We start from the raw sequence: 21,829 nt of genomic DNA, 5'->3' as shown, positions 1-21,829 counted from the left end.
GCCGGAAGGCGCGTTCAGGGCACGGCCGACGCCGTGAAAGGCGCGTTCGCGGCACTCGACGACCTGAACGCGCCTTTCACGGCAGCCGGGTCACTCCGCGTACGTCAGGTTCTTGCCCGACGACGGGTCGAACAGCTGGATCTTGTCCGCGTCGAACCAGACCTCCGCCTGTGCGCCTTCCTGCGCGGCGGACGTGGCCGACAGGCGGGTCACCAGCTGCGTGCCGCTCGCCGACACGTCCCCGGTGCCCGCGTCGGCCGCCAGCTCCTCCAGCTCGGCGGACGTGGCCGCCTCACCTTCGACCGTGAAGTACGCGAACTTGTCCGAGCCCATCGACTCCAGCACGTCCACCGTCGCGGTGAAGGTGCTGCCGCCCGACAGGGTGTGCTCGTCCAGCACGTGCGCGTCCTCGAAGTGTTCCGGGCGGATACCCGCGATCACCTCGCGTGGCGCCTTCGCCGACTCCGCCAGCCTGCGGACGCGGTCGGACAGCGTCACCGAGCCCAGGCCCGTCGACAGGCTGCCGTTCTCCAGCGTGCCCGGCATGAAGTTCATCGAGGGCGACCCGATGAAGCCCGCCACGAACAGGTTCGCCGGGTTGTCGTACAGGAACTGCGGCGAACCTATCTGCTGCACCACACCGCCGCGCAGCACCACGACGCGGTCGCCCAGGGTCATGGCCTCGGTCTGGTCGTGCGTCACGTACACCGTCGTCGTCGCCAGCTGCTTCTGCAGCTTCGACACCGAGGTGCGCATCTGCACGCGCAGCTTGGCGTCCAAGTTGGACAGTGGCTCGTCCATCAGGAACGCCTTCGGGCTGCGCACGATCGCCCGGCCCATGGCCACGCGCTGGCGCTGGCCACCGGACAGGTTCGCCGGTTTGCGTTCCAGGTGCTGGGTCAGGTCGAGGATCTTCGCGGCCTCGTCCACCTTCTGCCGGACGATCTTGTCGTCGACCTTCGCCAGCCGCAGCGGGAACGCCATGTTCTCCCGCACGCTCATGTGCGGGTACAGCGCGTAGGACTGGAACACCATCGCGATGTCCCGGTCCTTCGGCGCCTTCTCGTTGACCCGCTGGCCGTCGATGCGCAGCTCGCCCGCGGAGATGTCCTCCAGGCCGGCGATCATGTTGAGCATCGTCGACTTGCCGCAGCCGGACGGGCCGACCAGGATGATGAACTCGCCGTCCTTGATCTGGATGTCCACTTCGGACACGGCGAGGGCACCGTCCGGGTACCGCTTGGTGACTTTGTCCAGAACGATCTCTGCCATATCCCCTCAGCCCTTCACGGCACCGGACGTCAGCCCCGCGACGATGCGGCGCTGGAAGAACAACACGAAGATGATGATCGGGATGGTGATCACCACGGCGGCCGCGGAGATCGTCCCGGTCGGGGCCTCGAACTGCGAGGCACCGGTGAAGAACGACAACGCGGCCGGCACCGTGCGCGACGCCTCCGTCGACGTCAGCGAGATGGCGAACAGGAAGTCGTTCCAGCAGAAGATGAACACGAGGATCGCGGTGGTGAACACACCCGGCGCGGCCAGCGGCGCGATGACCCGGCGGAACGCCTGCGCCGGCGTGGCGCCGTCCATCTTCGCCGCCTTCTCCAGCTCCCACGGGATCTCCCGGAAGAACGCCGACAGCGTGTAGATCGCGAGCGGCAGCGCGAACGTGATGTACGGCAGGATCAGGCCCGGCCACGTGTCGAACAGGCCCAGCTGCCGCTCCATCTCGAACAGCGGCGAGACGAGCGACACCTGCGGGAACATCGCGATCAGCAGCGAGACCCCGACGAGGATCTGCTTTCCGGGGAAGTCCAGCCGCGCGATGGCGTACGCGGCCATCGTGCCGAGCACCACCGCGATCAGCGTCGCGATGATCGCGATGCCGATCGAGTTGACCAGCGCGCGGATGAACTCGTTGGTGGTGAAGATGTCCCGGTAGTTCTGGAACGTCCACTCCGTCGGGAAGAAGCTCTTGTCCGTCTGGGTCTCCGCCGTCTTGAACGACAGCGACAGCGTCCACAGCACCGGGACCAGCGCGTAGACCAGGATCACGATGTCCACGAGGGTCCACCGCAGCTTGCGGCCGGTGAGCTTGCTCGCGGCGGCCTTGCTCTTCTTGCCCTCTGTGGAGGGCGGGACGTAGACGAAGGTGGTGTCGCTCATCAGCGCTTCCCTCCCGGGTCATTTCCGGGCGCCGAAGCGCCGAACAGCTTGATGAAGATGAACGCGATGATCGCCACCGCGATGAAGATCAGCACGGACATGGTCGACCCGATGCCGAGGTTCAACCCCTTGATCAGGTTGTTGTACGTCTGCATCGACACCGACGACGTGTCGTTCGCGCCCTTGGTGAGCACGAAGATGTTGTCGAAGATGCGGAACGCGTCCAGCGTCCGGAACAGCAGCGCCACCAGGATCGCCGGCTTCATCACCGGCAGCATCACCTTCGTGAACCGCTGCCACGCGGTCGCGCCGTCCATCGACGCCGCCTTCAGCAGGTCGTCCGGCACCAGCGCGAGACCCGCCATCAGCAGCAGCGCCATGAACGGCGTGGTCTTCCACACCTCGGCGAGGATGATGATCGCGAGTGCCGAGAACCGGTCGGTCAGCGGCGACTCCGCGTTGAACAACGCGGACAGGTAGCCGGTGTTGGAGTCCCACGCGTAGAACCACGAGAACGCCGCCACCACGGTCACGATCCCGTACGGGATCAACGACACCGTGCGGATGAGTCCCCTGCCGACGAGCGTGCGGTGCATCGCGAGCGCCAGCAGCATGCCGAGCACCAGCTCGATCACCACGGACACCACGGTCAGCCCTGCTGTGACCCCGAACGCGGTCCACCAGTACCCGTCCGACAGCACCGCGGCGTAGTTCTCGAACCACACGAACTCGCGCTGGTCTGGGAACCGCAGGTCGTAGCGCTGCAACGACAACCAGACCGAGTAGATGATCGGCCAGCCCGTCACCGCGAGCATCACGATCGCGGCGGGGGCGCACAGCAGGAGCCCGAGCTTGCGCTCCGCTTTCTTGCCTTCGCTGAGCGCCGCCTTGCCCTTCCGGGGCGGCGGCGCCGCGACCGCGGGTCCACTCTCGACTGTCTGACTCCGAGTCGACGGTTCGTTCGCGAGCTCACTCACGGCAGCACCCCCTTGGATTCCAAGGCTTTCTGCAGTTGGTCACGCAGTTCGGCCGCGGTGGACTCCGGGTCGATGTCCTGTGGTGGGGACAGCACCTTCGACGTGATCGTGGACAGGTTCTGGTACACCACGGTCAACGGCCGGACCGCCGCGTCCTGCAGCTCCTCGACGATCGTCTCCCACATGGGGTACGCCTCGACGAACTCCTTGTCGTCCCCGGCGTAGACCGACTCGATCGTCGGCGGCACACCGTCGTTGATCGCCGAGTAGCGCTGGCTTTCCGCGCTGCGCAGGCACAACGCGGCCTCGAACGACTCCGGCTTGTGCTCCGAGTACGCGCTGACCGCCAGGTTGTAGCCACCGATCGTGACCCGGCCCGGTCCGTCGATGCCCGGGTAGCGCGCCCACTTGAAGTTCTTGGCGCGGTCGGGGTTCCCGTCCTGCATGGCGGCGTAGACGTACGGCCAGTTCAGCTCGAACGCGGCCTTGCTGTCTGGGCTCTCGAAGCCCTGCTGGACCTGCTGTTCCTGCGCGTTGGTCAGCGACGGGTCGGTGATCCCCGAACTGGAGACCTCCTTGAGCAGCTTCAGCGCGTCGACGGCACCGGCGTCCATCACGACGCTCTTGCCGTCGTCGGAGAGGATCTTCCCGCCGTAGGACGCGACCAGCGTGTTGTAGGTGACCACGAGGCCCTCGTACTGCGCGCCGGTGAAGAGGACCTGGTACGGCTTGCCCTCGCCCTTCAGCTGCTTCGCCATGTCGATCATCTCCCGCCAGGTCTTCGGCGGGGTCGGCGTGACCGTGTCGTCGTACCAGAGGAGCTGGACGTTCGTGTTCTTCGTGGCGGCGTACAGCTTTCCGTTCCACTCGGCCGTCGTGAGCGGCCCCTCGAGCACGTCCTGCTCGGCTTGCTGCTTGTCCTGGCCCGTCCACTCCTCGAGCCACTTCGCCTCGGCGAACTCGGGCACCCAGGTGACGTCCAGACCGAGGATGTCGAGGTCGGTGTCGCCAGCGGCGAGGCGGCGCACCATCTGTTCACGCTGGCCGTCGGCGTCCCGCGGCAGCTTGCGGTAGACGATCTCGTAGCGGCCGTTGGCCTCTTCGTTGCACCGGTCGATCACCGACTGGAAGTTCTCTTCCGGCGCGTAGTAGACGTTGATCTGCATGCCGTCGTCCGAGCCGCAGGCCGCGACCGTGGACGCCGTCATCAGCGCGGCCCCGCTTACGGCGAGCATCCGCCAGCGGGCAGTACTGCCCATGTGAACCCTGCCTCCCTATCCCTCCGGCACGGAGAAGGAGGCGTGCGGCACCTCGGCGTGCCAGGGGGATGCGTTTGTCACGGTCCACTGAACCTAGGCCCGATGATCACGGCCCGCAACCTGCATCGGTCACGATCCGATCAACACCTGTAACGGCCTAGTCGGTTGCTCCGGACGGGCGCATCGCGAGCTTCGCCAGCAGGTCACGACCCTTCTCCGCGTTACGCGGCTGGGCGAGGACGTCGTAGCGGCCCGCCACCAACTGGCTCGCCGACGCGATCTCCCTGCCGGTACTGCGCGTGGTCGCATACCCCACCGCGGCGAAGATCAAACCGAAGACGACACCCGCGACGAGGCCGACGAGGATCGGCGCGAACGACATGGTCTGGGAACTGAACAACCCGAGCAGCAGGCCGACGAACAGACCGAACCACGCACCCGACAGCGCCCCGGTGCCGAGGACCTTCGGCCAGCTCAGCCTGCCGATGACCCGCTCGACCAGCATGAGGTCCACCCCGACGATCGTGACCTCCTGCACGGGGAACTCGTTGCCTGCCAGGTACTCGACCGCGCGATGGGCCTCCTGGTACGTGCCGTAGGACCCGATCGGCCACCCGGATGGGGGCGTCGGCACCTTGGGGAGCGCTTGGCTTCCCTTCGCCGAGCCGGAGAACGCGCCACTCACCGTTCGCTCACCTCATGTTCAGCAGTTGACACCATCCTGCCAACAAGGGGCAATCCGTGCTAACCCCGCCCAACCGGAATGTCGGTGACCCGGTGGAACGCGTCCGCGAACTCGCCGTCGACGTGGATCTCGACCGTGTCGTCCTCGCCGTACCTCGTGATGGCGGAGAACTCGCCACGGTTCCACCAGTACAGGTGCCTGCTGATCGGCTTGTGCCCATCGTCGAACGCGCCGCCGGTCATGGCGACCATGGACTCGATGGCGTCGTGCATGCTCTCGTCACGCAGCACGTGGTAGAGCAGGACGGACCGCTCCGGCATCGACACCAGTACGCCGTTGGGGAACTCGGTCTCACCGCTGGCCCTGGCGATCATGGCGGGCAGCACCAACGCGGTGGACGCCGTGTGAACCGAGCCGGTCAGGCAGTGCACCGCTCCGATGACCTCGACGTCCGGCTCCTCGCGAGCCAGGTTCGCGAGTCCTGCCGCGCACAGCCGCTCGTGCCCGTACCGCGCGACCTGTTCGTCGGTGAGGATGCTCACCAGCACGGGGTAGTCGAACACGACGACCTCGAGCGTGCCCGGCACCGTCTCCAGCGCGTACTGCCACCAGTCCGGCCCTGGCCGGAAGCCCTCCATGAGCCGCAGGTACGTCCGTGACAACGCCTGATCCACTGACATCTCGGCGCCGCCGGTGCTGTCGGTTGCCGGGTCGTCGGGGTTGTCGAAACCAAGATCAACCATGCCCCGGCACCGTAGTGGCGGGCCGGGGCACGGGTGGGCTGTTCGGCCCGATCGGTCAGCGGGCCTTGTACTCGCGCAGCAGGCCGCGGCTGATGATCGTCTTCTGGATCTCGCTGGTGCCCTCGCCGATGAGCAGGAACGGCGCCTCGCGCATGAGGCGCTCGATCTCGTACTCCTTGGAGTAGCCGTAGCCGCCGTGGATGCGGAAGCTCTCCTGCGTCACCTCGGCGCAGTACTCCGAGGCGATCAGCTTCGCCATGCCTGCCTCGACGTCGTTGCGTGCGCCGGAGTCCTTGAGCCGCGCCGCGTTCACCATCATCAGGTGCGCCGCCTCGACCTTGGTGGCCATCTCCGCGAGCTTGAACGCGATCGCCTGGTGCTGCGCGATCGGCTTGCCGAACGTGCTGCGCTGCTGGGCGTAGTCGATGGCCAGCTCGAACGCGCGGATCGCGATGCCGCACGCGCGGGCCGCCACGTTCACGCGGCCGACCTCGACGCCGTCCATCATCTGCGCGAAGCCCTTGCCGGGCGCGTCGCCGAGGACCTTGTCGGCGCCGATGCGGTAGCCGTCGAACACGGCCTCCGTGGTGTCGACGCCCTTGTAGCCCATCTTGTCGATCTTGCCGGGGATGGTGAGGCCGGGCGCGACCTCGCCGAAGCCCGCCGGCTTCTCCACCAGGAACGCCGTCAGGTTCTGGTGCGCCTTCTCGGCGCCCTCGTCGGTCTTGACCAGCAGCGCGATGAGGTTGGAGCTGCCGCCGTTCGTCAGCCACATCTTCGCGCCGTCGATGACGTAGTCATCACCGTCGCGCTTGGCGCGGGTCTTGATGGCCGCGACGTCCGAGCCGAGGTCGGGCTCCGACATCGAAAACGACCCGCGCACCTCACCGGTCGCCATCCGTGGCAGCAGGCTCTGCTTCTGGGCGTCCGTGCCGTGCTGTTTCACCATGTGCGCCACGATGAAATGCGTGTTGATCACGCCCGACACGCTCATCCAGCCGCGGGCGATCTGTTCGACCACCAGCGCGTAGGTGAGCAGCGACTCGCCGAGCCCGCCGTACTCCTCCGGGATGGTGAGGCCGAAGAGCCCCATCTCCTTCATCCCGTCGACGATGTCCTGCGGATACGTGTCGCCGTGCTCGAGCGTCTGCGCGTGCGGGATGATCTCCTTGTCCACGAAGTCGCGGACCGTGGCCAGGATTTCCTGCTGGATCTCGGTCAGGCCTGCGGTCTGAGCAAGGCGGGCCATCGTCGGTGCTCCCTCCGAGCGAGGTGGTTACCGGCGAGTATCCACCGGTTAACGCTCGTTCGCCCGACACCTGTGCGCAGTGCCACTACGGGGCCACCAGCGGGACCGTTTCAGTTCGCCGACGCTCGAAGCTCCGGCTCAGCTCACTCGGTGACCGCAGCCGCGGCAGTCGCTGGCGAGGACGTAGACATCGGCGCCGCAGCCCCGGCAGGAGGAGAAACTGCGTTCGAACAGGTCGTCGCGAGGGGGACGGCCGCCGAACAGACGGGGCCCTCTTCGCCCCTCCTTGCCAATGCGATGTTTACCCATGCCCGACACTTCACCTGCGGAGACGGCCGCGAGGCAAGCAAACCGCCGTTATCTGTGCGTTATCTCACCGCAACCTTCGACGATCCGTGACGTCGCCGACCTGCAGAGTAGTAATTCTGACGTTCTGTAGTCAGATCACGACTCGGGAAACAACCGCGAGAACATCTCCGCGAACGCACCCTCTACGCGAATTGCTATACCACCGTCGTCGTCGGCGTGGGTGATTTGTTCGAACTCGCCGTCGTGCCACCAGTAGACGTGCGGGCTGATCGGCCCGACCTCCTCCGCGTAGGCGTTGGCGGCGACCGCGGCCATCGTGTGCAGCGCCTCGACCACGTTCTCGTCGCGCGGCACGTGGTAGAGCAGCTGGTGGCGGAACGGGATGGCGACGAGCACCCCGTTGGGCAGCGACGCCTCACCGGTGGTGCGCAGCACGACCTCCGGCAGCACGAGCGCGGTGGACGCGAAGAACATCGACCCGACGAGGATCTCCACCCCTCGGTGCGTGACCCGGTCGTCGGCCTGTTCCTTGCGCAGGTTCGCGAGGCCCGCGGCCCGCAGCCGGGCCAGCCCGTGCTGGGTGACCTGCTCGTCGTTGAAGGTGGCGACGGAGTCCGGCAGGTCCAGGGCGAGGAGCTCGAGGACACCGGGCAGGGCTTCGCGGCCGTAGGTCCACCACTGGGTGTCCGGCAGCGCGTCGGCCTCGTAGAGCCGCAGGTAGGTGTGGCCGAGGAGGTCCTCGGTGGGCACGTCGAACTGGTCGGGCCCGTCGACCGCGGACAGCAGTCGGCGCAGGTGGTCGTCGACCAGGCGGCCCCAGCGCCTGGCCGGCACGTCCGGGTCGGACAGCCTGCGGGCGAGCGTGCCGAGCCCGAACTGACGGCCGTCGGCGTCCTCGACGTGCCCGGCGTACACGGTGACCTCGTAGCCGGCGCCTGCCATGCTGGTGCGGACCAGGTGACGCAGCCGCTGCGCCTCGCTGACCGTCAGCTCCGGCAGTGTCTCGTCGGCAGGTTCGTCCGGCCTCGGCCTGCCACGGTTGAACAGCCCCACCCACGCAACCCTATGGGTTGTCCTTCTTCTCGGTGGAGGTCGCCCGGTCGAGGAACCGCAGCAGCTCGACGGGGAACGGCAGGACGAGCGTCGAGTTCTTCTCGGCGGCGACCTCCACGACCGTCTCCAGCAGGCGCAGCTGGAGCGCGGCCGGGGTGTCGGCCATGACCCGCGCTGCGTCGGAGAGCTTCTGCGACGCCTGGAACTCGCCGTCGGCGGAGATCACGCGTGCCCGGCGCTCCCGTTCGGCCTCCGCCTGCCGCGACATGGACCGCTTCATCGACTCGGGCAGCGCGACGTCCTTGATCTCGACGCGGTCGATGTGCACGCCCCACTCCAGCGCCGGGCTGTCGATCATCACCTCGAGCCCCTGGTTGAGGCGTTCCCGGTCGGACAGCAGGTCGTCGAGGTCGCTCTTGCCGATGATCGAGCGCAGCGAGGTCTGCGCGACCTGCCCGACCGCGAACCGGTAGTCCTCGACCTTGACCACGGCACTGACCGGGTCCACGACGCGGAAGAACACGACCGCGTCGACCCGCACGGTCACGTTGTCGCGGGTGATGCCCTCCTGCGCGGGCACGGGCATGGTCACGACCTGCATGTTGACCTTCTCCATGCGATCGGCGACCGGCACCAGCACCGCCAGCCCCGGCGACCGGATCCCGGCCCGCACCCGCCCGAACCGGAACACGAGCCCCTGCTCGTACTGCTTGATGACCCGCAGACTGGACGACGCGCCCAGCACGACCACGACGAGGATCAAGAGGATCAGGTAGCCGACCATGGCACCTCCCCGAGGCGTCCCCCTCGCAACCGATGCTACGCCTGGGAAAGGCGAACGAAAGTCCCATTCGCGCGGCGGGGGCCCCCCGGTTTCCACGCTACCGGCGAGCACCGACAACCGGGCTCCGCGAACCCGTCCGGCCGCCGGGTTGTCCACAGCTTCGGCGGTTGTCCACAGGCCGTCGCCGCACGCACCGTTCTCGTCGGTGCCAGCGACTACGCTGGAATTCGGGGGGCCGAGGGCCACCGCCGCCAGGCCGTTGAACACCGCCGGCAGGCCGCTAAACACTGCAGGCAGGCCGCTCAGCACCGCCGGCAGGCCGATGAACACCGCCGACGCGCCGCTGAAACACCGCCGCCAGACCGCTGAACACCGCCGTCAGGCGCCGAGGGGCACCACCGGCAGGCACCGCCGAACACCGCCCCGAACGCCGTCAGCCGCCGCTGATCGCCGCCGCCAGCGCGAGCGTCCGTTCCGCGTTGGCCACATGCAGGTTCTCGATCATCCGGCCGTCCACAGTGGCCACGCCACGGCCCTCGCGCCCGGCCTCCTCGAACGCGGCGATCACCCGGTGCGCGTGCTCGACCTCCGCCGCCGACGGCGCGAAGATCTCGTTGCACGGCTCGACCTGGCCCGGGTGGATCAACGTCTTCCCGTCGAACCCGAAGTCGCGGCCCTGCCGGCATTCCTCGGCGAACCCGGCCGCGTCCCGCACGTCGTTGAACACGCCGTCCAGGATCACCCGCCCGGTCGCCCGTGCCGCCAGCACGCACATCGACAGCGGCCCGAGGAGCGGCCCGCGACCGGGCACCTGCGCCGCCACCAGCTCCTTCGCCAGGTCGTTCGTCCCCAGCACCAGCACGGTCAGCCGGTCGGACGCCGCCGCGATCGCCGAGCAGTTCAGCACCGCCACCGGGGTCTCGATCATCGCCCAGATCGCGGTGTGGTCCGGGGCGTGCGACAGCGCCTTCTCGATCGCGTGCACCTCGTCGACCGAGTTGACCTTCGGCACCACGACCGCCGACGGACCAGCCTCGCCGGCCGCACGCAGATCGTCCGCGTGCCACGGCGTTCCCGCGCCGTTCACGCGAATCGTCACCTCGCGCGTGCCGTAGGACCCGACCGCCGCGCACACCCGTTCCCGCGCCGCGACCTTCGCGTCCGGCGCGACCGCGTCCTCCAGGTCCAGGATCAGCGCGTCCGCGGGCAGTGTCTTCGCCTTCTCCAGCGCGCGCTCGTTCGCGCCCGGCATGTACAGGACCGACCGGCGGGGCCTCATGCGGACGCCTCCTTGTACGCCGCCGCCAGTTCCGGGTCGCGGGCGGCGAGGTCATCGGCGAGCGCCACGATCACCTGGCACTGCTTCACGGTCGCGTCGTCCTGCATCTTCCCGTCCAGCATGACCGCGCCCGTGCCGTCGCCCATCGCCTCGATGACCCGCCGCGCCCACACCACCTCGGACGCCTCCGGCGAGAACACGCGCCGGGCGATCTCGATCTGTTTCGGGTGCAGGCTCCACGCACCGACACAGCCGAGCAGGTACGCGTTGCGGAACTGGTCCTCGCACGCCACCACGTCCCGGATGTCACCGAACGGCCCGTAGTACGGCAGGATCCCCGCCGCCACACACGCGTCGACCATCCGCGCCACCGTGTAGTGCCACAGGTCCTGCTGGTAGGTGGTGCGGCCGTCCTCGATGGAGTCGCCGACCGGGTCCGTCCGCACCAGGTAGCCCGGGTGGCCGCCACCGACGCGGGTCGTCTTCATGCGGCGCGACGCGGCCAGGTCGGCCGGACCGAGGGAGATGCCCTGCATGCGCGGGCTGGCGAGCGCGATCTCCTCGACGTTCGCCACGCCGCTCGCGGTCTCCAGGATCGCGTGCACCAGCAGCGGTTCGGTCAGCCCCGCCCGCGCCTCCAGCTGGGCGAGCAGCCGGTCGACGTAGTGGATGTCCTCCGGCCCCTCGACCTTCGGCACCATGATCACGTCGAGCTTGTCGCCGATCGCCGTGACCAGCGTGAGCAGGTCGTCGAGCACCCACGGCGAGTCGAGGCTGTTGACCCGCGTCCACAGCTGGGTGTCGCCGAAGTCCACCTCGCGCGCGATCCGCACCAGCCCGTTCCGGGCGGCTTCCTTGCGGTCGGCCTGGATGGCGTCCTCGAGGTTGCCGAGCAGCACGTCGGCCTTCCCGGCCATGTCGGGCACCTTGGCCGCCATCTTCTCGTTGCCCGGGTCGAAGAAGTGGATCATCCGGGACGGGCGGAAGGGGATCTGCCGCAGCGGCTCCGGCGCGCCGACGGCGAGCGGGCGGAAGAAGTCCTTCGGTGACCTCATCGAGCCTCCTGACAGTGAAGCTACCTGCGGGTAACCCTAGGGCGTTCGAAACCGGCTCGCCGTGCACGTGTCAGCTACGCCACCCTGGGCGCATGTCCTTGACCGTGCCAGAAAGCTTCGCCGGGCAGTTCGACGACGAGGCCGGCGAGTGGCTGGCCGGGCTGCCCGCGCTCACCGAGTCGTGCCTCGCACGCTGGGACCTGACCGTCGACGGCCCGCTGATGCACGGCGTGTGCGCGCTCGTCGTGCCGGTCCGCCGCCCGTCCGGCGAACCCGCGGTGCTCAAGGTGACCTGGCCGCACGACGAGGCGCGGCACGAGGCGCTCGCGCTGTCCCTGTGGGACGGCGACGGCGCGGTCCGGCTGCTCGCGCACGACGACGACGCGTGGGCGCTGCTCCTGGAGCGGCTCGACCCGGCCACCACGCTGCGGAACGTGCCGATCGACGAGGCGCTGGCCGTGGTCACGGGCCTGATCACGCGGCTCGACCGGCCCGCGCCACCCGGTGTGCGGCACCTGCGGGACAACGCGGCGCGCTGGGTGCGTGAGCTGCCGGCGGAGAACGACGGCAGGGTGCCCGCCGGGCTGGTCGAGCAGGCCGTCGCGTACTGCCGCGAGCTGACGCCCGGAAACCACCTGGTCAACGAGGACCTGCACTACGACAACGTGCTGCGCGGCGAGCGTGAGCCGTGGCTCGTGATCGACCCGAAGCCGATCGCGGGCGACCGCGAGTTCGGGCTGGTCCCGTTGCTGTGGAACCGGTTCGACGACGTGCAGGCCGCGGGCGGGCTCGCGGCGATCGCGGACGCCGCCGGACTGGACCGGGAGCTGGCGCGCAAGTGGACGTTCGTCAGGGCCGTCGACAACTGGCTCGACAGTGGCGAGGACCACTGGCTGGGCGCGGCCTGTGCGCGAATCGCGGCGGCGACGGCCTGATCCCGCTACGTTCCGTCAGGTGTCTGAGTGGACGGTGCCGGGGTACACGCAGCTGACCGTGCTCGGCGAAGGCGGTTTCGGGCGTGTGGTGCTGGCCCGCCACGACGCGACGAGCCGGGTCGTCGCGATCAAGTACCTGCACGTGACCGACGAGGCGTCGCGCGCGCAGTTCCGCCACGAGGCGGCGATCCTGCACCGCGTGGTGAGCCCGCACGTGGCGCGGCTGTACCAGTTCGTGGAGACCGGCGAAGGCGCCGCGATCGTGATGGAGGCCGTGCCCGGGGCGTCGCTCAAGGACATCCTGGCGCGGCACGGGACGCTCACGCCGGAGGCGGCGCTCGCGATACTGAAGGGGTCGCTGCTCGGGCTCGCGGCCGCGCACCAGGCAGGCACCGTGCACCGCGACTACAAGCCGGGCAACGTGCTGGTGCAGCCGAACAACCAGAGCAAGCTGGTGGACTTCGGCATCGCGCTGCTGTCCGGCCACAGTGGACATTCCGGTGGCACGCCCGCGTACATGGCACCCGAGCAGTGGCAGGGCGCACCCGCCACACCGGCGACGGACGTGTATGCGGCGACGTGCGTGTTCTTCTTGTGCGTCACGGGTTTCCGCCCGTTCACCGACACCGACACCGAGCGGCTGCGCCACGCGCACCAGTTCGCCGCGCCGCCGGTCGCCGCGGTGCCGGAGCCGGTGCGGGCGCTGGTGGCACGCGGCATGGCGAAGGACGTGGCGACCCGGCCCGCGAGCGCGGCCGCGTTCGTGGCCGAGCTGGAGTCCGCCGCGGTCGCCGGGTACGGCAAGGACTGGGAGTCGAACGGGTGGCGGCGGCTAGGCGGGTACGCGGGGACCCTGCTGGCGGCGTCGCCGATGGCGTGGCTGGTGTCGTCTACGGGCGTGCTCACGGCGACCGGCGGGACCGCGGCGGCGGGTGCGGGTGCCGCCGGAGCCGCGGGCTCGGCGGTGGCGGCGAAGACGGCGGCAGGGGCACTGGCCGCGAAGGCCGCGGCAGCGGTCGTGGGCGCGGCGGTGGTCGTCGGCGCCACCGTGATCGTGGTGAACACGACCGGCGACGACCCGCCGCCCGCGCAACCGTTCGCGGTGAGCGTCGAGACCGAGCAGGCGAGCTACGACGTGAACATGGACGTGTCCGCGCAGGTCGTCGAGCTGTCCGGGTCACCGCGAGCCGAGGAGCTGAACGCGGCGCTGCGCGCGCCCGTCGACTCGGCGGTGCGCTACGTCCGGGACAGCGTCGCCTCGATCCGGCAGGACCTGCGGGACTCCGGCGACGAGCGGTGGGACGACCCGACGTCGATCGAGGTCACGGCGGACGTGCTGCTGCAGAACGAGAGGTACGTGTCCGTCCGCTACGACAACCTGCCGCGGCTGGGGCAGCTGTCGGACTCGTCGTGGCAGAGCTACCGCACGGTGACCGTGGACCTGGACACCGGCACGGCACTCACCCCGGCCGAGATGTTCCAGCCGGACGGCGCGGGGATGCTCGCCAACCGGTGGATGAAGGTGGAGTCGATCACCGGGTGCCCGGACATCGGGACCGGCGCCACGCGGTTGGACCTGACCGACGAGAACATCGGCAAGGAGGTACTGGTGGCGTTCACCCGTGACCACGCGTCCTTCACCGTCGAGCTGTCGAAGTTCGGCAGCAGGGCCACCGCGTGCGGCACGCAGATCGTCGACATGCCCTACGACGAGCTGACCGACGTGCTCGACCCGGCCCTCGTCGACGGGCTCACAGCAGGGTGAACCGGATAGCCTTGCGCGCGTGGGAGCCGTGAGCAGGGTCTTCGTCGCACAGCTCGCCGGACTGCCGGTCTTCGGACCCGACGGCGAGTCGATCGGCAAGATCCGGGACGTGGTGGTGGTGCTGCGCACCGACCGCGAGCCACCCCGGGTCCTCGGCCCCGTGGTGGAGCTCGCGACCCGGCGCCGGATCTTCGTCCCGATGCTGCGCGTGACGTCGATCGACGCGAACGCGGTGACGCTCGCGACGGGTTCGGTCAACCTGCGCCGGTTCACCCAGCGCCCCAACGAGGTGCTGGTGGTGGGCCAGCTGCTGGACGCGCGGGCGGTGATCGTCGGCACCGGCGCGCACGCGGTCCTGGTGGACGCGGCGATGGAGACCAGCAGGACCCGCGACTGGGTGCTCAGCCGCGTCGCGATCCGCGAACGCACCGGCAGGCTGTCCAGGCGCGGCCCGATCCAGGTGCTGCGGTGGGAGGAGATCGAGGCTCCCGGCGTCACGGACCTCGCGTCGGCGCCCCAGGGCGCGGCGCACCTGTTGAGCGTGTTCGAGGGCATGCGAGCCGCGGACGTGGCGGCGGCCCTGCGGGAGCTGCCCGCGAAACGCAGGTACGAGGTGGCGGACAGCCTCGACGACGAGCGGCTCGCGGACGTGTTCGAGGAGCTGCCGGAACAAGACCAGAAGGAGCTGCTGGCACACCTCGACGAGGAGCGCGCGGCGGACGTCCTGGAGGCGATGGACCCCGACGACGCCGCGGACCTGCTGGCGGAGCTGTCGGAGATGGAGCAGGCGCGGCTGCTGGGCCTGATGGAACGGCAGGAGTCCGACCCGGTCCGGCGCCTGCTGGCGTACTCGGCGGACACGGCGGGCGGCCTGATGACCCCGGAGCCGATCGTGCTGATGCCGGACGCCCCCATCGCCGAGGCGCTGGCGATGGTCCGCAACCCCGACATCACACCCGCGCTGGCCAGCATGGTGTTCGTGTGCCGGCCGCCGTCCGCGACGCCCACGGGCCGCTACCTGGGCTGCGTCCACCTACAACGCTTGTTGCGCGAACCCCCGGGCGAACTGGTGGCCAGCGCCCTGGACACGGACCTGGCGCGCCTGCCCCCGTCGGCGACGCTGAACGAGGTGACCAGGTACTTCGCCGCGTACGACCTGGTGTGCGCCCCGGTCGTCGACGACACCGACCACCTGGTGGGCGCCGTGACCGTGGACGACGTACTGGACCACCTGCTGCCACACGGCTGGCGGGAGTCACCGAACGAGGAGCCAGCGGATGCCTGACCGACGGCTGGACCAACCCCGCCGCCCGGGCTTTCGGGTCTCCATCGACCCAGAGACGTTCGGCCGCCTGTCCGAACGCCTGGCCAGATTCCTGGGGACGGGCAAGTTCCTGTTCTGGCAGACGCTGCTCGTGATCGTGTGGATCACGCTGAACCTGGCGGCGGTGACGCTGCGCTGGGACCCGTACCCGTTCATCCTGCTCAACCTGGCGTTCTCCACCCAGGCGGCGTACGCGGCCCCGCTGATCCTGCTGGCCCAGAACCGCCAGGACAACCGTGACCGGGTGTCACTGGAGGAAGACCGGGCGCGCGCGGCCCGCACGAAGGAGGACACGGAGTTCCTGGCCCGCGAGCTGGCGGCACTGAGGTTGGCGGTAGGCGAGGTCGCCACCCGCGACTACCTCCGCAGCGAACTGGACCGCCTGCGCACCGACCTGAACGCCAAGCCCCGCAAACCCCGCCCGAGCGCGGACACCCTGCGAGAAGACGCCCGCTGGGCGGAGAACTGACCCGCCGGTTCAGCAGGGCGGTGCCCTGAAAGCGTCTTTCAGGGCATCAGCACTGGTCGGCCAGGCGGGAGCACATCGCGCCGAACGAGGCCAGTTCGTCCTCGTTCAGGTGTTCCACGAAGTGGCGGACCACGCCCGCGAGGTGGGTGCGGGCCGCGGCGCGGAGGGTGTCGACACCCTTCGTGGTGAGAACCGCCACGATGCCGCGACCGTCACCGTCGAAGCGTTCGCGGGTGACCATGCCTGCCATCTCTAGCCGGTCCACCAGCCGGGTCACGCCGGAGCGGGACAGCAGCACCGCGTCGGCCAGTTCGGCCATCCGCAGCCTGCGTTCCGGCGCCTCCGCGAGCTGGACCAGCACGTCGTAGCCGCCGAGTGTGATCGGGTGGTCGGCCACCAGTTCCGCTTCGAGCACCCGGGACAGCCGCGCGTGGGCGCGCAGGAATGATCGCCAAGCGTCGAGCTCTTTCCCGGTGGGCATCCGGGTCACCGCAGGCTCCGGCACGAAGACGATGTTACGGAACGGCCCGTAGCATGGTTGCGTGACCACTCCAGATGTCGAGGCCGTGCGTGCCGCGCTGGCCACCGTGCAGGATCCGGAAATCCACAAGCCGATCACCGACCTGGGCATGGTCAAGAACGTGTCGATCGGTGACAACGGCACTGTCCACGTAGAGATCTACCTCACCGTGTCCGGTTGCCCGCTGCGCAACAAGATCACCGAGGACGTGACGAACGCGGCGTCCGGCGTCGACGGTGTGCGGCACGTGACCGTCGAGATGGACGTCATGTCCGACCAGCAGCGCACCGAGCTGCGGCAGAAGCTGCGGGGCTCGTCGGAGGAGCCGAAGATCCCGTTCGCCGAGCCCGGCTCGATGACCCGCGTGTACTGCGTGGCGTCCGGCAAGGGCGGCGTCGGCAAGTCGAGCGTGACGGTGAACCTCGCGGTCGCGATGGCCGAGCGCGGCCTGTCGGTCGGCATCGTCGACGCGGACATCTACGGCCACTCCGTGCCGAGGATGCTCGGCGCCCACGGCAAGCCGACCCGCGTGGAGAAGATGATCCTCCCGCCGGCCGCCAACGGCGTGAAGGTCATCTCGATCGCCATGTTCACCCCGGGCAACACCCCGGTGGTGTGGCGCGGCCCGATGCTGCACCGCGCGCTGCAGCAGTTCCTGGCCGACGTGTTCTGGGGCGACCTCGACGTGCTGCTCCTCGACCTGCCCCCGGGCACCGGGGACATCGCGATCTCGGTGGCGCAACTGCTGCCGAACGCCGAACTGCTGGTCGTGACCACCCCGCAGCAGGCGGCGGCCGAGGTCGCGGAGCGCGCGGGTGCCATCGCCATGCAGACGCGGCAGCGCATCGCGGGCGTGATCGAGAACATGTCGTGGCTGGAGCTCCCGGACGGCTCGCGCATGGACCTGTTCGGCGCGGGCGGCGGCCAGCGGGTCGCGACGTCGCTGACGAAGACCATCGGCGCGGACGTCCCACTGCTCGGCCAGGTCCCACTGGACCCGCGCCTGCGCGAAGCGAGCGACGACGGCAAGCCGATCGTGACGTCGGTCCCGGACTCGGCAGCCGCACAGGAACTGACAAAGATCGCGACGAAACTGTCGAGCCGCGCCCGCGGCCTGGCGGGCCGCATGCTGTCGGTTTCCCCGGCCTGACGTGCGGGTTTGGCCTCCGGCCCCCGGTTTCCAGCCTACGGCAGACCACCGACAATCCCGGCCCTCGCGCACCCCGCGAGGGCCGGTTTGTCCACAGCACACCCGGTTGTCCACAGCTTCCGCTCAGCGCACCGTTTCTGTCGGTCCCCGCGACTACGCTGGATTTCGGGGGGCCGAGGGCCACGTCCGCGCCGGACGCCATCACACGACCGACCTGGCAACGCCCTCCACGAGGACATCCCAACCCGGCTGAGCCGCACAACAGCCCTGCTGACCAGCGGAAACACCTCGCCGTAGCCACTCGCTGAGCGGTTGTCCACAACCTCCGCGCAGCACGCCCGTTTCTGTCGGTCCCCGCGACTACGCTGAATTTCGGGGGGCCGAGGGCCGCGCCGGACCCGCCGGGTGAAGCTGGCGACGCCTTCGGCTGAGCCGCATAAACAGCCCTACTGACCAGCGGAGACATCTCGCCCCCAGCTGCCCCGAGCAATTGTCCACAGCCTCGCTCCAGCGCACCTGTTTTGTCGGTGCCGCGAACTAGGCAGGATTTCGGGGGCCGACGGCCACCCCAACCAGCGACGCCACCCAGTTGTCCACAGCCCATGCCTCGGCGCCCCGTTCTGTCTGCGCGACGGCTTACGCTGGATTCGGGGGCCCGGAGGCCGCCCAACAAGCGACGCCAGCCAGTTGTCCACAGCCCGCGCCTCGGCACGCCGATCCTGTCGGTGCCGCGCTCTACGCTGGAAATCGGGGGCCGGAGGCCGCCCTCAGGTCGCGTCCGGGTCGAAGGACGGCTTGCCCGACGGCGGCTTCGGGTCCTCGCGCGTCGGTGCGGGGGTCGGCGGCGGGGTGTGGCCGTTCGGCTTGGTGCCGCCGTTCGGTGTGTCCACGTCGTCGAACAGGTGCCTCGTCACCGCGCGCCGCGGGTCGAAGTTGCGCAGTTGCTGCAGGTCCTGCAGCGGCTTGCGCAGTTCGTCGAAGTCGTCGCCCATCTCGTTGCGCAGCTGGTCGCGTGCGCCGGTCGCGTACTCGCGGACCTTCCTCACGTTCTGGCCGAGCCACGCCGCCGCGGACGGCAGCCGCTCGGGACCGAGGATGAACAGGCCCGCCACGACCAAGATGAGGATCTCGGCCCAGCCGATGCTGTCGAACACTGTGGCCTACCTCCGAAGCAACGCAAACCCGACGTCGCCATCCAGCGTAGCCGGTCAATCGGACTGCAACGTCACCTGAACTGTCAGCTCTCGCCCATCACGCGCCAGCACGACCGGCACGGTGTCGCCGACCTTGTAGTGGCGCACCGCGACGATCAGCTCCGCCGCGTTCGCGATGGGCCGGTCACCGACCTTCCGGATGACGTCGTTCTGCTTGATACCCGCCTTGGCGGCGGCGCCGCCTTCGCGGACGTTCTGGACCCGGGCGCCCTCGGCCGTCTCCGCCGACACCGACGCGGCGTTCACACCCAGGTCGGCGTGGTTCACCTTGCCGGTCTTGATCAGCGACTCCGCCACCGGTCGCGCGTCGTCGATCGGGATGGCGTAGCCGAGACCGATGCTGCCACCTTCCTCCGACGTCGAGATGATCGACGTGTTGATCCCCACAAGCGCGCCCGTCGAGTCGACCAGCGGGCCGCCCGAGTTGCCGTGGTTGATCGCCGCGTCGGTCTGGATCGCGTCGTACACCGCGGGCACGCCGTCTTCCTCGCCGACCACGATCGGCCGGTTCAGCGCACTGACGATGCCGAGCGTCACCGTGTCGGTCTCGCCCAGCGGCGAGCCGATCGCGAGGACGGTGTCGCCGACCGCGAGGTCCGCGGACTTGCCGAGCTGGATCACCGTGGACACGTCGGAGTCGACCTTCACGACCGCGAGGTCCATCTTCGGGTCCGCCCCGACGAGCTTCGCCTCGGCGCGCTGACCGTCGTTGAACACGACCGTGATCTGCTGGCCTTCGGTCACCGCACCGCCGAGCGTCACGACGTGCTCGTTGGTCAGGATGTAGCCGCCGCTGTCGATCACCGCGCCGGACCCGACGCCCGCGCCCTGTTCGGAGCGCACCTCGATGGTCACGACCGCGGGCCGCACCCGCTGCGCGATGTCGGCGACCGAACCCGGCGGCCGTTCCTTGCCTGCGGTCACCTCGGCGAGCGTGGCGTCGCTCGTGAGCTGGTCGCCCCGGTCGGCGATGAAGTACGCGGCCACCCCGCCGCCGACGCCGATGACCAGCGCGAGCACGGCCAGCAGCACGAGCGCGGACACCTTCACCCGGCGGCCGAACAGCACCTCCGGCAGGCTCAGCAGCTGCGCGGCCGGCCTGGGGGCCGACTCGCCGTCGTCGTCGGTCTTCTCCGGGCCGACGGCAGGCGGGCCGATGACCGCACCGGCCGACGGGTCACGCCACGGGTCATGCGCGGCATCCGCGTCCCACGGGTCGACGCCGTCGGCGCCGTGCTCGTCCGAGGGTGGGCGCTGCAGCAGCTCCTGGTTGCCTTCGGGCCTGCCGAACGCGGACGCCAGTGCCTCGGGCGCGGGTGGCGCGGTCTTCAGCTCACCGAACGTGGGCTGCTGCTGCGGTGAGCGGGGGGAAAACGCCCCATCGACGCCGGACGGGCGGCCGAACGCGGCGGCCGCGCCAGGGTCGACGGGAGGGTGCACAGAAGGGCGTGGCCCGAGCCGGGGCCGGTCGTCACTACCGGGAACGGCACTGCCGTTCGACAGCTGTGCCGGCTCGGGGTTCCACTGGTTGTTCATCGTCGCCAAGCCTGCCGGACGAGCGGTGAAGTCGGCGTTGCGCTAGCGGTTGGTGACGTGCAGCGTCGCGGCATAACCGGCCTGCTGCATGGCACCGCCACCGATCACCGCGGGCCGCTCGCCGTTGGCGGGTGCACGCGGTGGTTCGTCGCCGCTGCTGGACGTGGTGACGAGTGCGAGCGCGCCGAGCACCAGCCCGGACACGACCACACCGGCGCCCTGCGCGGCGCGGCGCCCAGACCTACGCCCGAGGACCGTGCGGCCCTCGCCGAGTTTCGCCGAACTTCCCAACGGCGCGGTGCCCCCGAGCTGCGGGACCCGGTCGGGGCGCTGCACGGCGACCAGCTGGCCGTCCTTGGTCATGGCGAGACCGTCCGGCACCGACGGCATCTCCACCTGGTCGGGGATCGCCATCAGGTTCGCGAGCAGCCCGGCCGGTGCGGAGAACGCGTTGGCGGACTGGACGGCGGAGGCTGCCTGGCGCTGTGCCGTGATCTCGGCAGCGCACGAGGCGCACCTCGCGAGGTGCGACGAGGCGCGGTCATACGCCAACGCCGACAGCTCACCGTCGACGAACGCCACCACAGCGTCCGGGAGCAGATGCTGTTCGGACAGACCCCAACCGCGCTCGTCGGTCACGACCTACCCTCCCGTACCAGTTCGCGGCGGCGCTCCAGCGACGCGCGCAGGGCCTGCCGTCCACGGTGGATCCTGCTGCGAACAGTACCCAACTTCACGCCGAGGGTGGCGCCGATCTCCTCGTAGGAGAGGCCTTCCACGTCACACAGCACGACCGCCGCCCGGAACTCCGGGGGCAGCTCGTCCAGCGCGGCCTGCAGGTCGGGGTCGAGGTGCGTCTCGACATAGACCTGCTCCGGGCTCGGGTCGTCGCCCGCCAGCCGGTCGGTGTCCTCCGGGAGCCCCTCCATGCGCAGCCGGGACCGGCGGCGCGCCATGTCGAGGAACAGGTTCGTGGTGATGCGGTGCAGCCAGCCCTCGAACGTGCCCGGCTTGTAGTTCGCCAGCGACCGGAACACCCGGATGAAGGTCTCCTGGGTGAGGTCCTCGGCGTCGTGCGCGTTGCCGGTCAGTCGGTAGGCGAGCCGGTAGACACGGTCGGCGTGCTCGCGCACCACCTCGTCCCACGACGGGGGCGTCCAGGCGGCTTCGTCAATGGTGACGGGCGCGGCGTCGGCGGTCTGCGGGGCAGTCGTCACTGGCATCGGGCGGTTTGCCACCTCTTCCGGGTCAGTAAACCCACTACCCTTCTCAACGCTTGTCGCGCTCATCCTGTTCCCCATCCCCCGGGACCTGTGTCCTACTGTCACCACGGATCATGTCGGCCGTCGAT

General features: G+C 69.5%; 22 protein-coding genes. 6 read left to right on the top strand and 16 right to left on the bottom strand.

All coding sequences use genetic code 11. The features are described 5' to 3' along the window. Positions 1-90 precede the first annotated feature (90 nt). From FHR82_RS40695 to FHR82_RS40665, 7 genes are all read right to left on the bottom strand, one after another. The gene (locus tag FHR82_RS40695; RefSeq protein WP_184815989.1) at positions 91-1,272 is read right to left on the bottom strand and encodes an ABC transporter ATP-binding protein; all 1,182 of its coding nucleotides are present in this window, start codon (positions 1,270-1,272) and stop codon (positions 91-93) included. Between the two features lie 6 nt (positions 1,273-1,278). Further along, positions 1,279-2,172: a carbohydrate ABC transporter permease gene (locus FHR82_RS40690; RefSeq protein WP_184815988.1), complete on the bottom strand. Its 894-nt coding sequence runs from the start codon at positions 2,170-2,172 to the stop codon at positions 1,279-1,281. Continuing rightward, positions 2,172-3,149 (bottom strand): carbohydrate ABC transporter permease, encoded by a 978-nt coding sequence (locus FHR82_RS40685; protein ID WP_311771516.1) that lies wholly within the window; start codon positions 3,147-3,149, stop codon positions 2,172-2,174. Before FHR82_RS40685 ends, FHR82_RS40690 begins: the two co-directional genes overlap by 1 nt. Further along, positions 3,146-4,408 (bottom strand): ABC transporter substrate-binding protein, encoded by a 1,263-nt coding sequence (locus FHR82_RS40680; protein ID WP_184815987.1) that lies wholly within the window; start codon positions 4,406-4,408, stop codon positions 3,146-3,148. The genes FHR82_RS40685 and FHR82_RS40680 overlap by 4 nt, the downstream gene beginning before the upstream one ends. A gap of 157 nt (positions 4,409-4,565) precedes the next feature. Continuing rightward, positions 4,566-5,093, bottom strand: coding sequence for a YflT domain-containing protein (locus FHR82_RS40675; RefSeq protein ID WP_184815986.1), 528 nt, complete (start codon positions 5,091-5,093; stop codon positions 4,566-4,568). Positions 5,094-5,152: 59 nt separating this feature from the next. After that, positions 5,153-5,836 (bottom strand): hypothetical protein, encoded by a 684-nt coding sequence (locus FHR82_RS40670; protein WP_184815985.1) that lies wholly within the window; start codon positions 5,834-5,836, stop codon positions 5,153-5,155. A gap of 55 nt (positions 5,837-5,891) precedes the next feature. Then, the gene (locus FHR82_RS40665) at positions 5,892-7,085 is read right to left on the bottom strand and encodes an acyl-CoA dehydrogenase family protein (protein ID WP_184815984.1); all 1,194 of its coding nucleotides are present in this window, start codon (positions 7,083-7,085) and stop codon (positions 5,892-5,894) included. 150 nt (positions 7,086-7,235) lie between these two features. Between FHR82_RS40665 and FHR82_RS40660 the strand changes: the two genes are divergently transcribed. Beyond that, entirely contained in the window at positions 7,236-7,484 is a 249-nt protein-coding gene (locus FHR82_RS40660) for a hypothetical protein (protein ID WP_184815983.1), read from the top strand. 45 nt (positions 7,485-7,529) lie between these two features. On the opposite strand, the gene FHR82_RS40655 is transcribed toward FHR82_RS40660, so the two are convergent. From FHR82_RS40655 to FHR82_RS40640, 4 genes are all read right to left on the bottom strand, one after another. Next, positions 7,530-8,447 (bottom strand): hypothetical protein, encoded by a 918-nt coding sequence (locus tag FHR82_RS40655; protein WP_184815982.1) that lies wholly within the window; start codon positions 8,445-8,447, stop codon positions 7,530-7,532. A gap of 10 nt (positions 8,448-8,457) precedes the next feature. After that, entirely contained in the window at positions 8,458-9,231 is a 774-nt protein-coding gene (locus tag FHR82_RS40650) for a slipin family protein (RefSeq protein ID WP_184815981.1), read from the bottom strand. Positions 9,232-9,664: 433 nt separating this feature from the next. Further along, complete coding sequence (locus FHR82_RS40645) at positions 9,665-10,510, bottom strand: HpcH/HpaI aldolase/citrate lyase family protein (RefSeq protein WP_184815980.1); 846 nt, start codon at positions 10,508-10,510, stop codon at positions 9,665-9,667. Beyond that, positions 10,507-11,565, bottom strand: a complete 1,059-nt coding sequence (locus FHR82_RS40640) for an HpcH/HpaI aldolase/citrate lyase family protein (RefSeq protein WP_184815979.1) — start codon at positions 11,563-11,565, stop codon at positions 10,507-10,509. The genes FHR82_RS40645 and FHR82_RS40640 overlap by 4 nt, the downstream gene beginning before the upstream one ends. A 92-nt stretch (positions 11,566-11,657) precedes the next feature. Here FHR82_RS40640 and FHR82_RS40635 point away from each other — a divergent pair, with 92 nt between their 5' ends. The 4 genes from FHR82_RS40635 to FHR82_RS40620 are packed head-to-tail and all read left to right on the top strand — an operon-like array spanning position 11,658 to position 16,058. Next, positions 11,658-12,500 (top strand): aminoglycoside phosphotransferase family protein, encoded by an 843-nt coding sequence (locus FHR82_RS40635; protein ID WP_184815978.1) that lies wholly within the window; start codon positions 11,658-11,660, stop codon positions 12,498-12,500. A gap of 19 nt (positions 12,501-12,519) precedes the next feature. Beyond that, entirely contained in the window at positions 12,520-14,265 is a 1,746-nt protein-coding gene (locus FHR82_RS40630; RefSeq protein ID WP_184815977.1) for a serine/threonine-protein kinase, read from the top strand. 19 nt (positions 14,266-14,284) lie between these two features. Continuing rightward, entirely contained in the window at positions 14,285-15,550 is a 1,266-nt protein-coding gene (locus FHR82_RS40625) for a magnesium transporter MgtE N-terminal domain-containing protein (protein ID WP_184815976.1), read from the top strand. After that, positions 15,543-16,058, top strand: coding sequence for a DUF1003 domain-containing protein (locus FHR82_RS40620; protein ID WP_184815975.1), 516 nt, complete (start codon positions 15,543-15,545; stop codon positions 16,056-16,058). Before FHR82_RS40625 ends, FHR82_RS40620 begins: the two co-directional genes overlap by 8 nt. A 46-nt stretch (positions 16,059-16,104) precedes the next feature. Here FHR82_RS40620 and FHR82_RS40615 read toward each other — a convergent pair whose 3' ends face one another. Continuing rightward, positions 16,105-16,563, bottom strand: coding sequence for a MarR family winged helix-turn-helix transcriptional regulator (locus FHR82_RS40615; RefSeq protein ID WP_311771515.1), 459 nt, complete (start codon positions 16,561-16,563; stop codon positions 16,105-16,107). 37 nt (positions 16,564-16,600) lie between these two features. Here FHR82_RS40615 and FHR82_RS40610 point away from each other — a divergent pair, with 37 nt between their 5' ends. Next, complete coding sequence (locus tag FHR82_RS40610; RefSeq protein ID WP_184815974.1) at positions 16,601-17,728, top strand: Mrp/NBP35 family ATP-binding protein; 1,128 nt, start codon at positions 16,601-16,603, stop codon at positions 17,726-17,728. A 767-nt stretch (positions 17,729-18,495) separates the two neighbouring features. On the opposite strand, the gene tatB is transcribed toward FHR82_RS40610, so the two are convergent. Genes tatB through sigE form a run of 4 tightly spaced genes read right to left on the bottom strand, consistent with a single transcriptional unit; the run spans position 18,496 to position 21,701 of the window. Then, positions 18,496-18,882 carry a Sec-independent protein translocase protein TatB gene (gene tatB, locus FHR82_RS40605; protein ID WP_184815973.1) on the bottom strand — a complete coding sequence of 129 codons (387 nt, stop codon included), beginning with the start codon at positions 18,880-18,882 and terminating at the stop codon, positions 18,496-18,498. A 54-nt stretch (positions 18,883-18,936) separates the two neighbouring features. After that, positions 18,937-20,478 (bottom strand): trypsin-like peptidase domain-containing protein, encoded by a 1,542-nt coding sequence (locus FHR82_RS40600; protein WP_184815972.1) that lies wholly within the window; start codon positions 20,476-20,478, stop codon positions 18,937-18,939. A gap of 42 nt (positions 20,479-20,520) precedes the next feature. After that, a complete protein-coding gene (locus FHR82_RS40595) occupies positions 20,521-21,117 on the bottom strand; it encodes an anti-sigma factor family protein (RefSeq protein ID WP_311771514.1) in 597 nt (198 codons plus the stop codon). Beyond that, positions 21,114-21,701, bottom strand: coding sequence for an RNA polymerase sigma factor SigE (gene sigE / locus FHR82_RS40590; RefSeq protein ID WP_184815971.1), 588 nt, complete (start codon positions 21,699-21,701; stop codon positions 21,114-21,116). The genes FHR82_RS40595 and sigE overlap by 4 nt, the downstream gene beginning before the upstream one ends. Positions 21,702-21,829: the final 128 nt, after the last annotated feature.

This window comes from Actinophytocola algeriensis, assembly GCF_014203735.1.
In the GTDB taxonomy this organism is placed as follows: Bacteria; Actinomycetota; Actinomycetes; order Mycobacteriales; family Pseudonocardiaceae; genus Actinophytocola; species Actinophytocola algeriensis.
The sequence above is the reverse complement of the archived record's forward strand: the minus strand, read 5'-3'. Positions and strand labels throughout refer to the sequence as shown.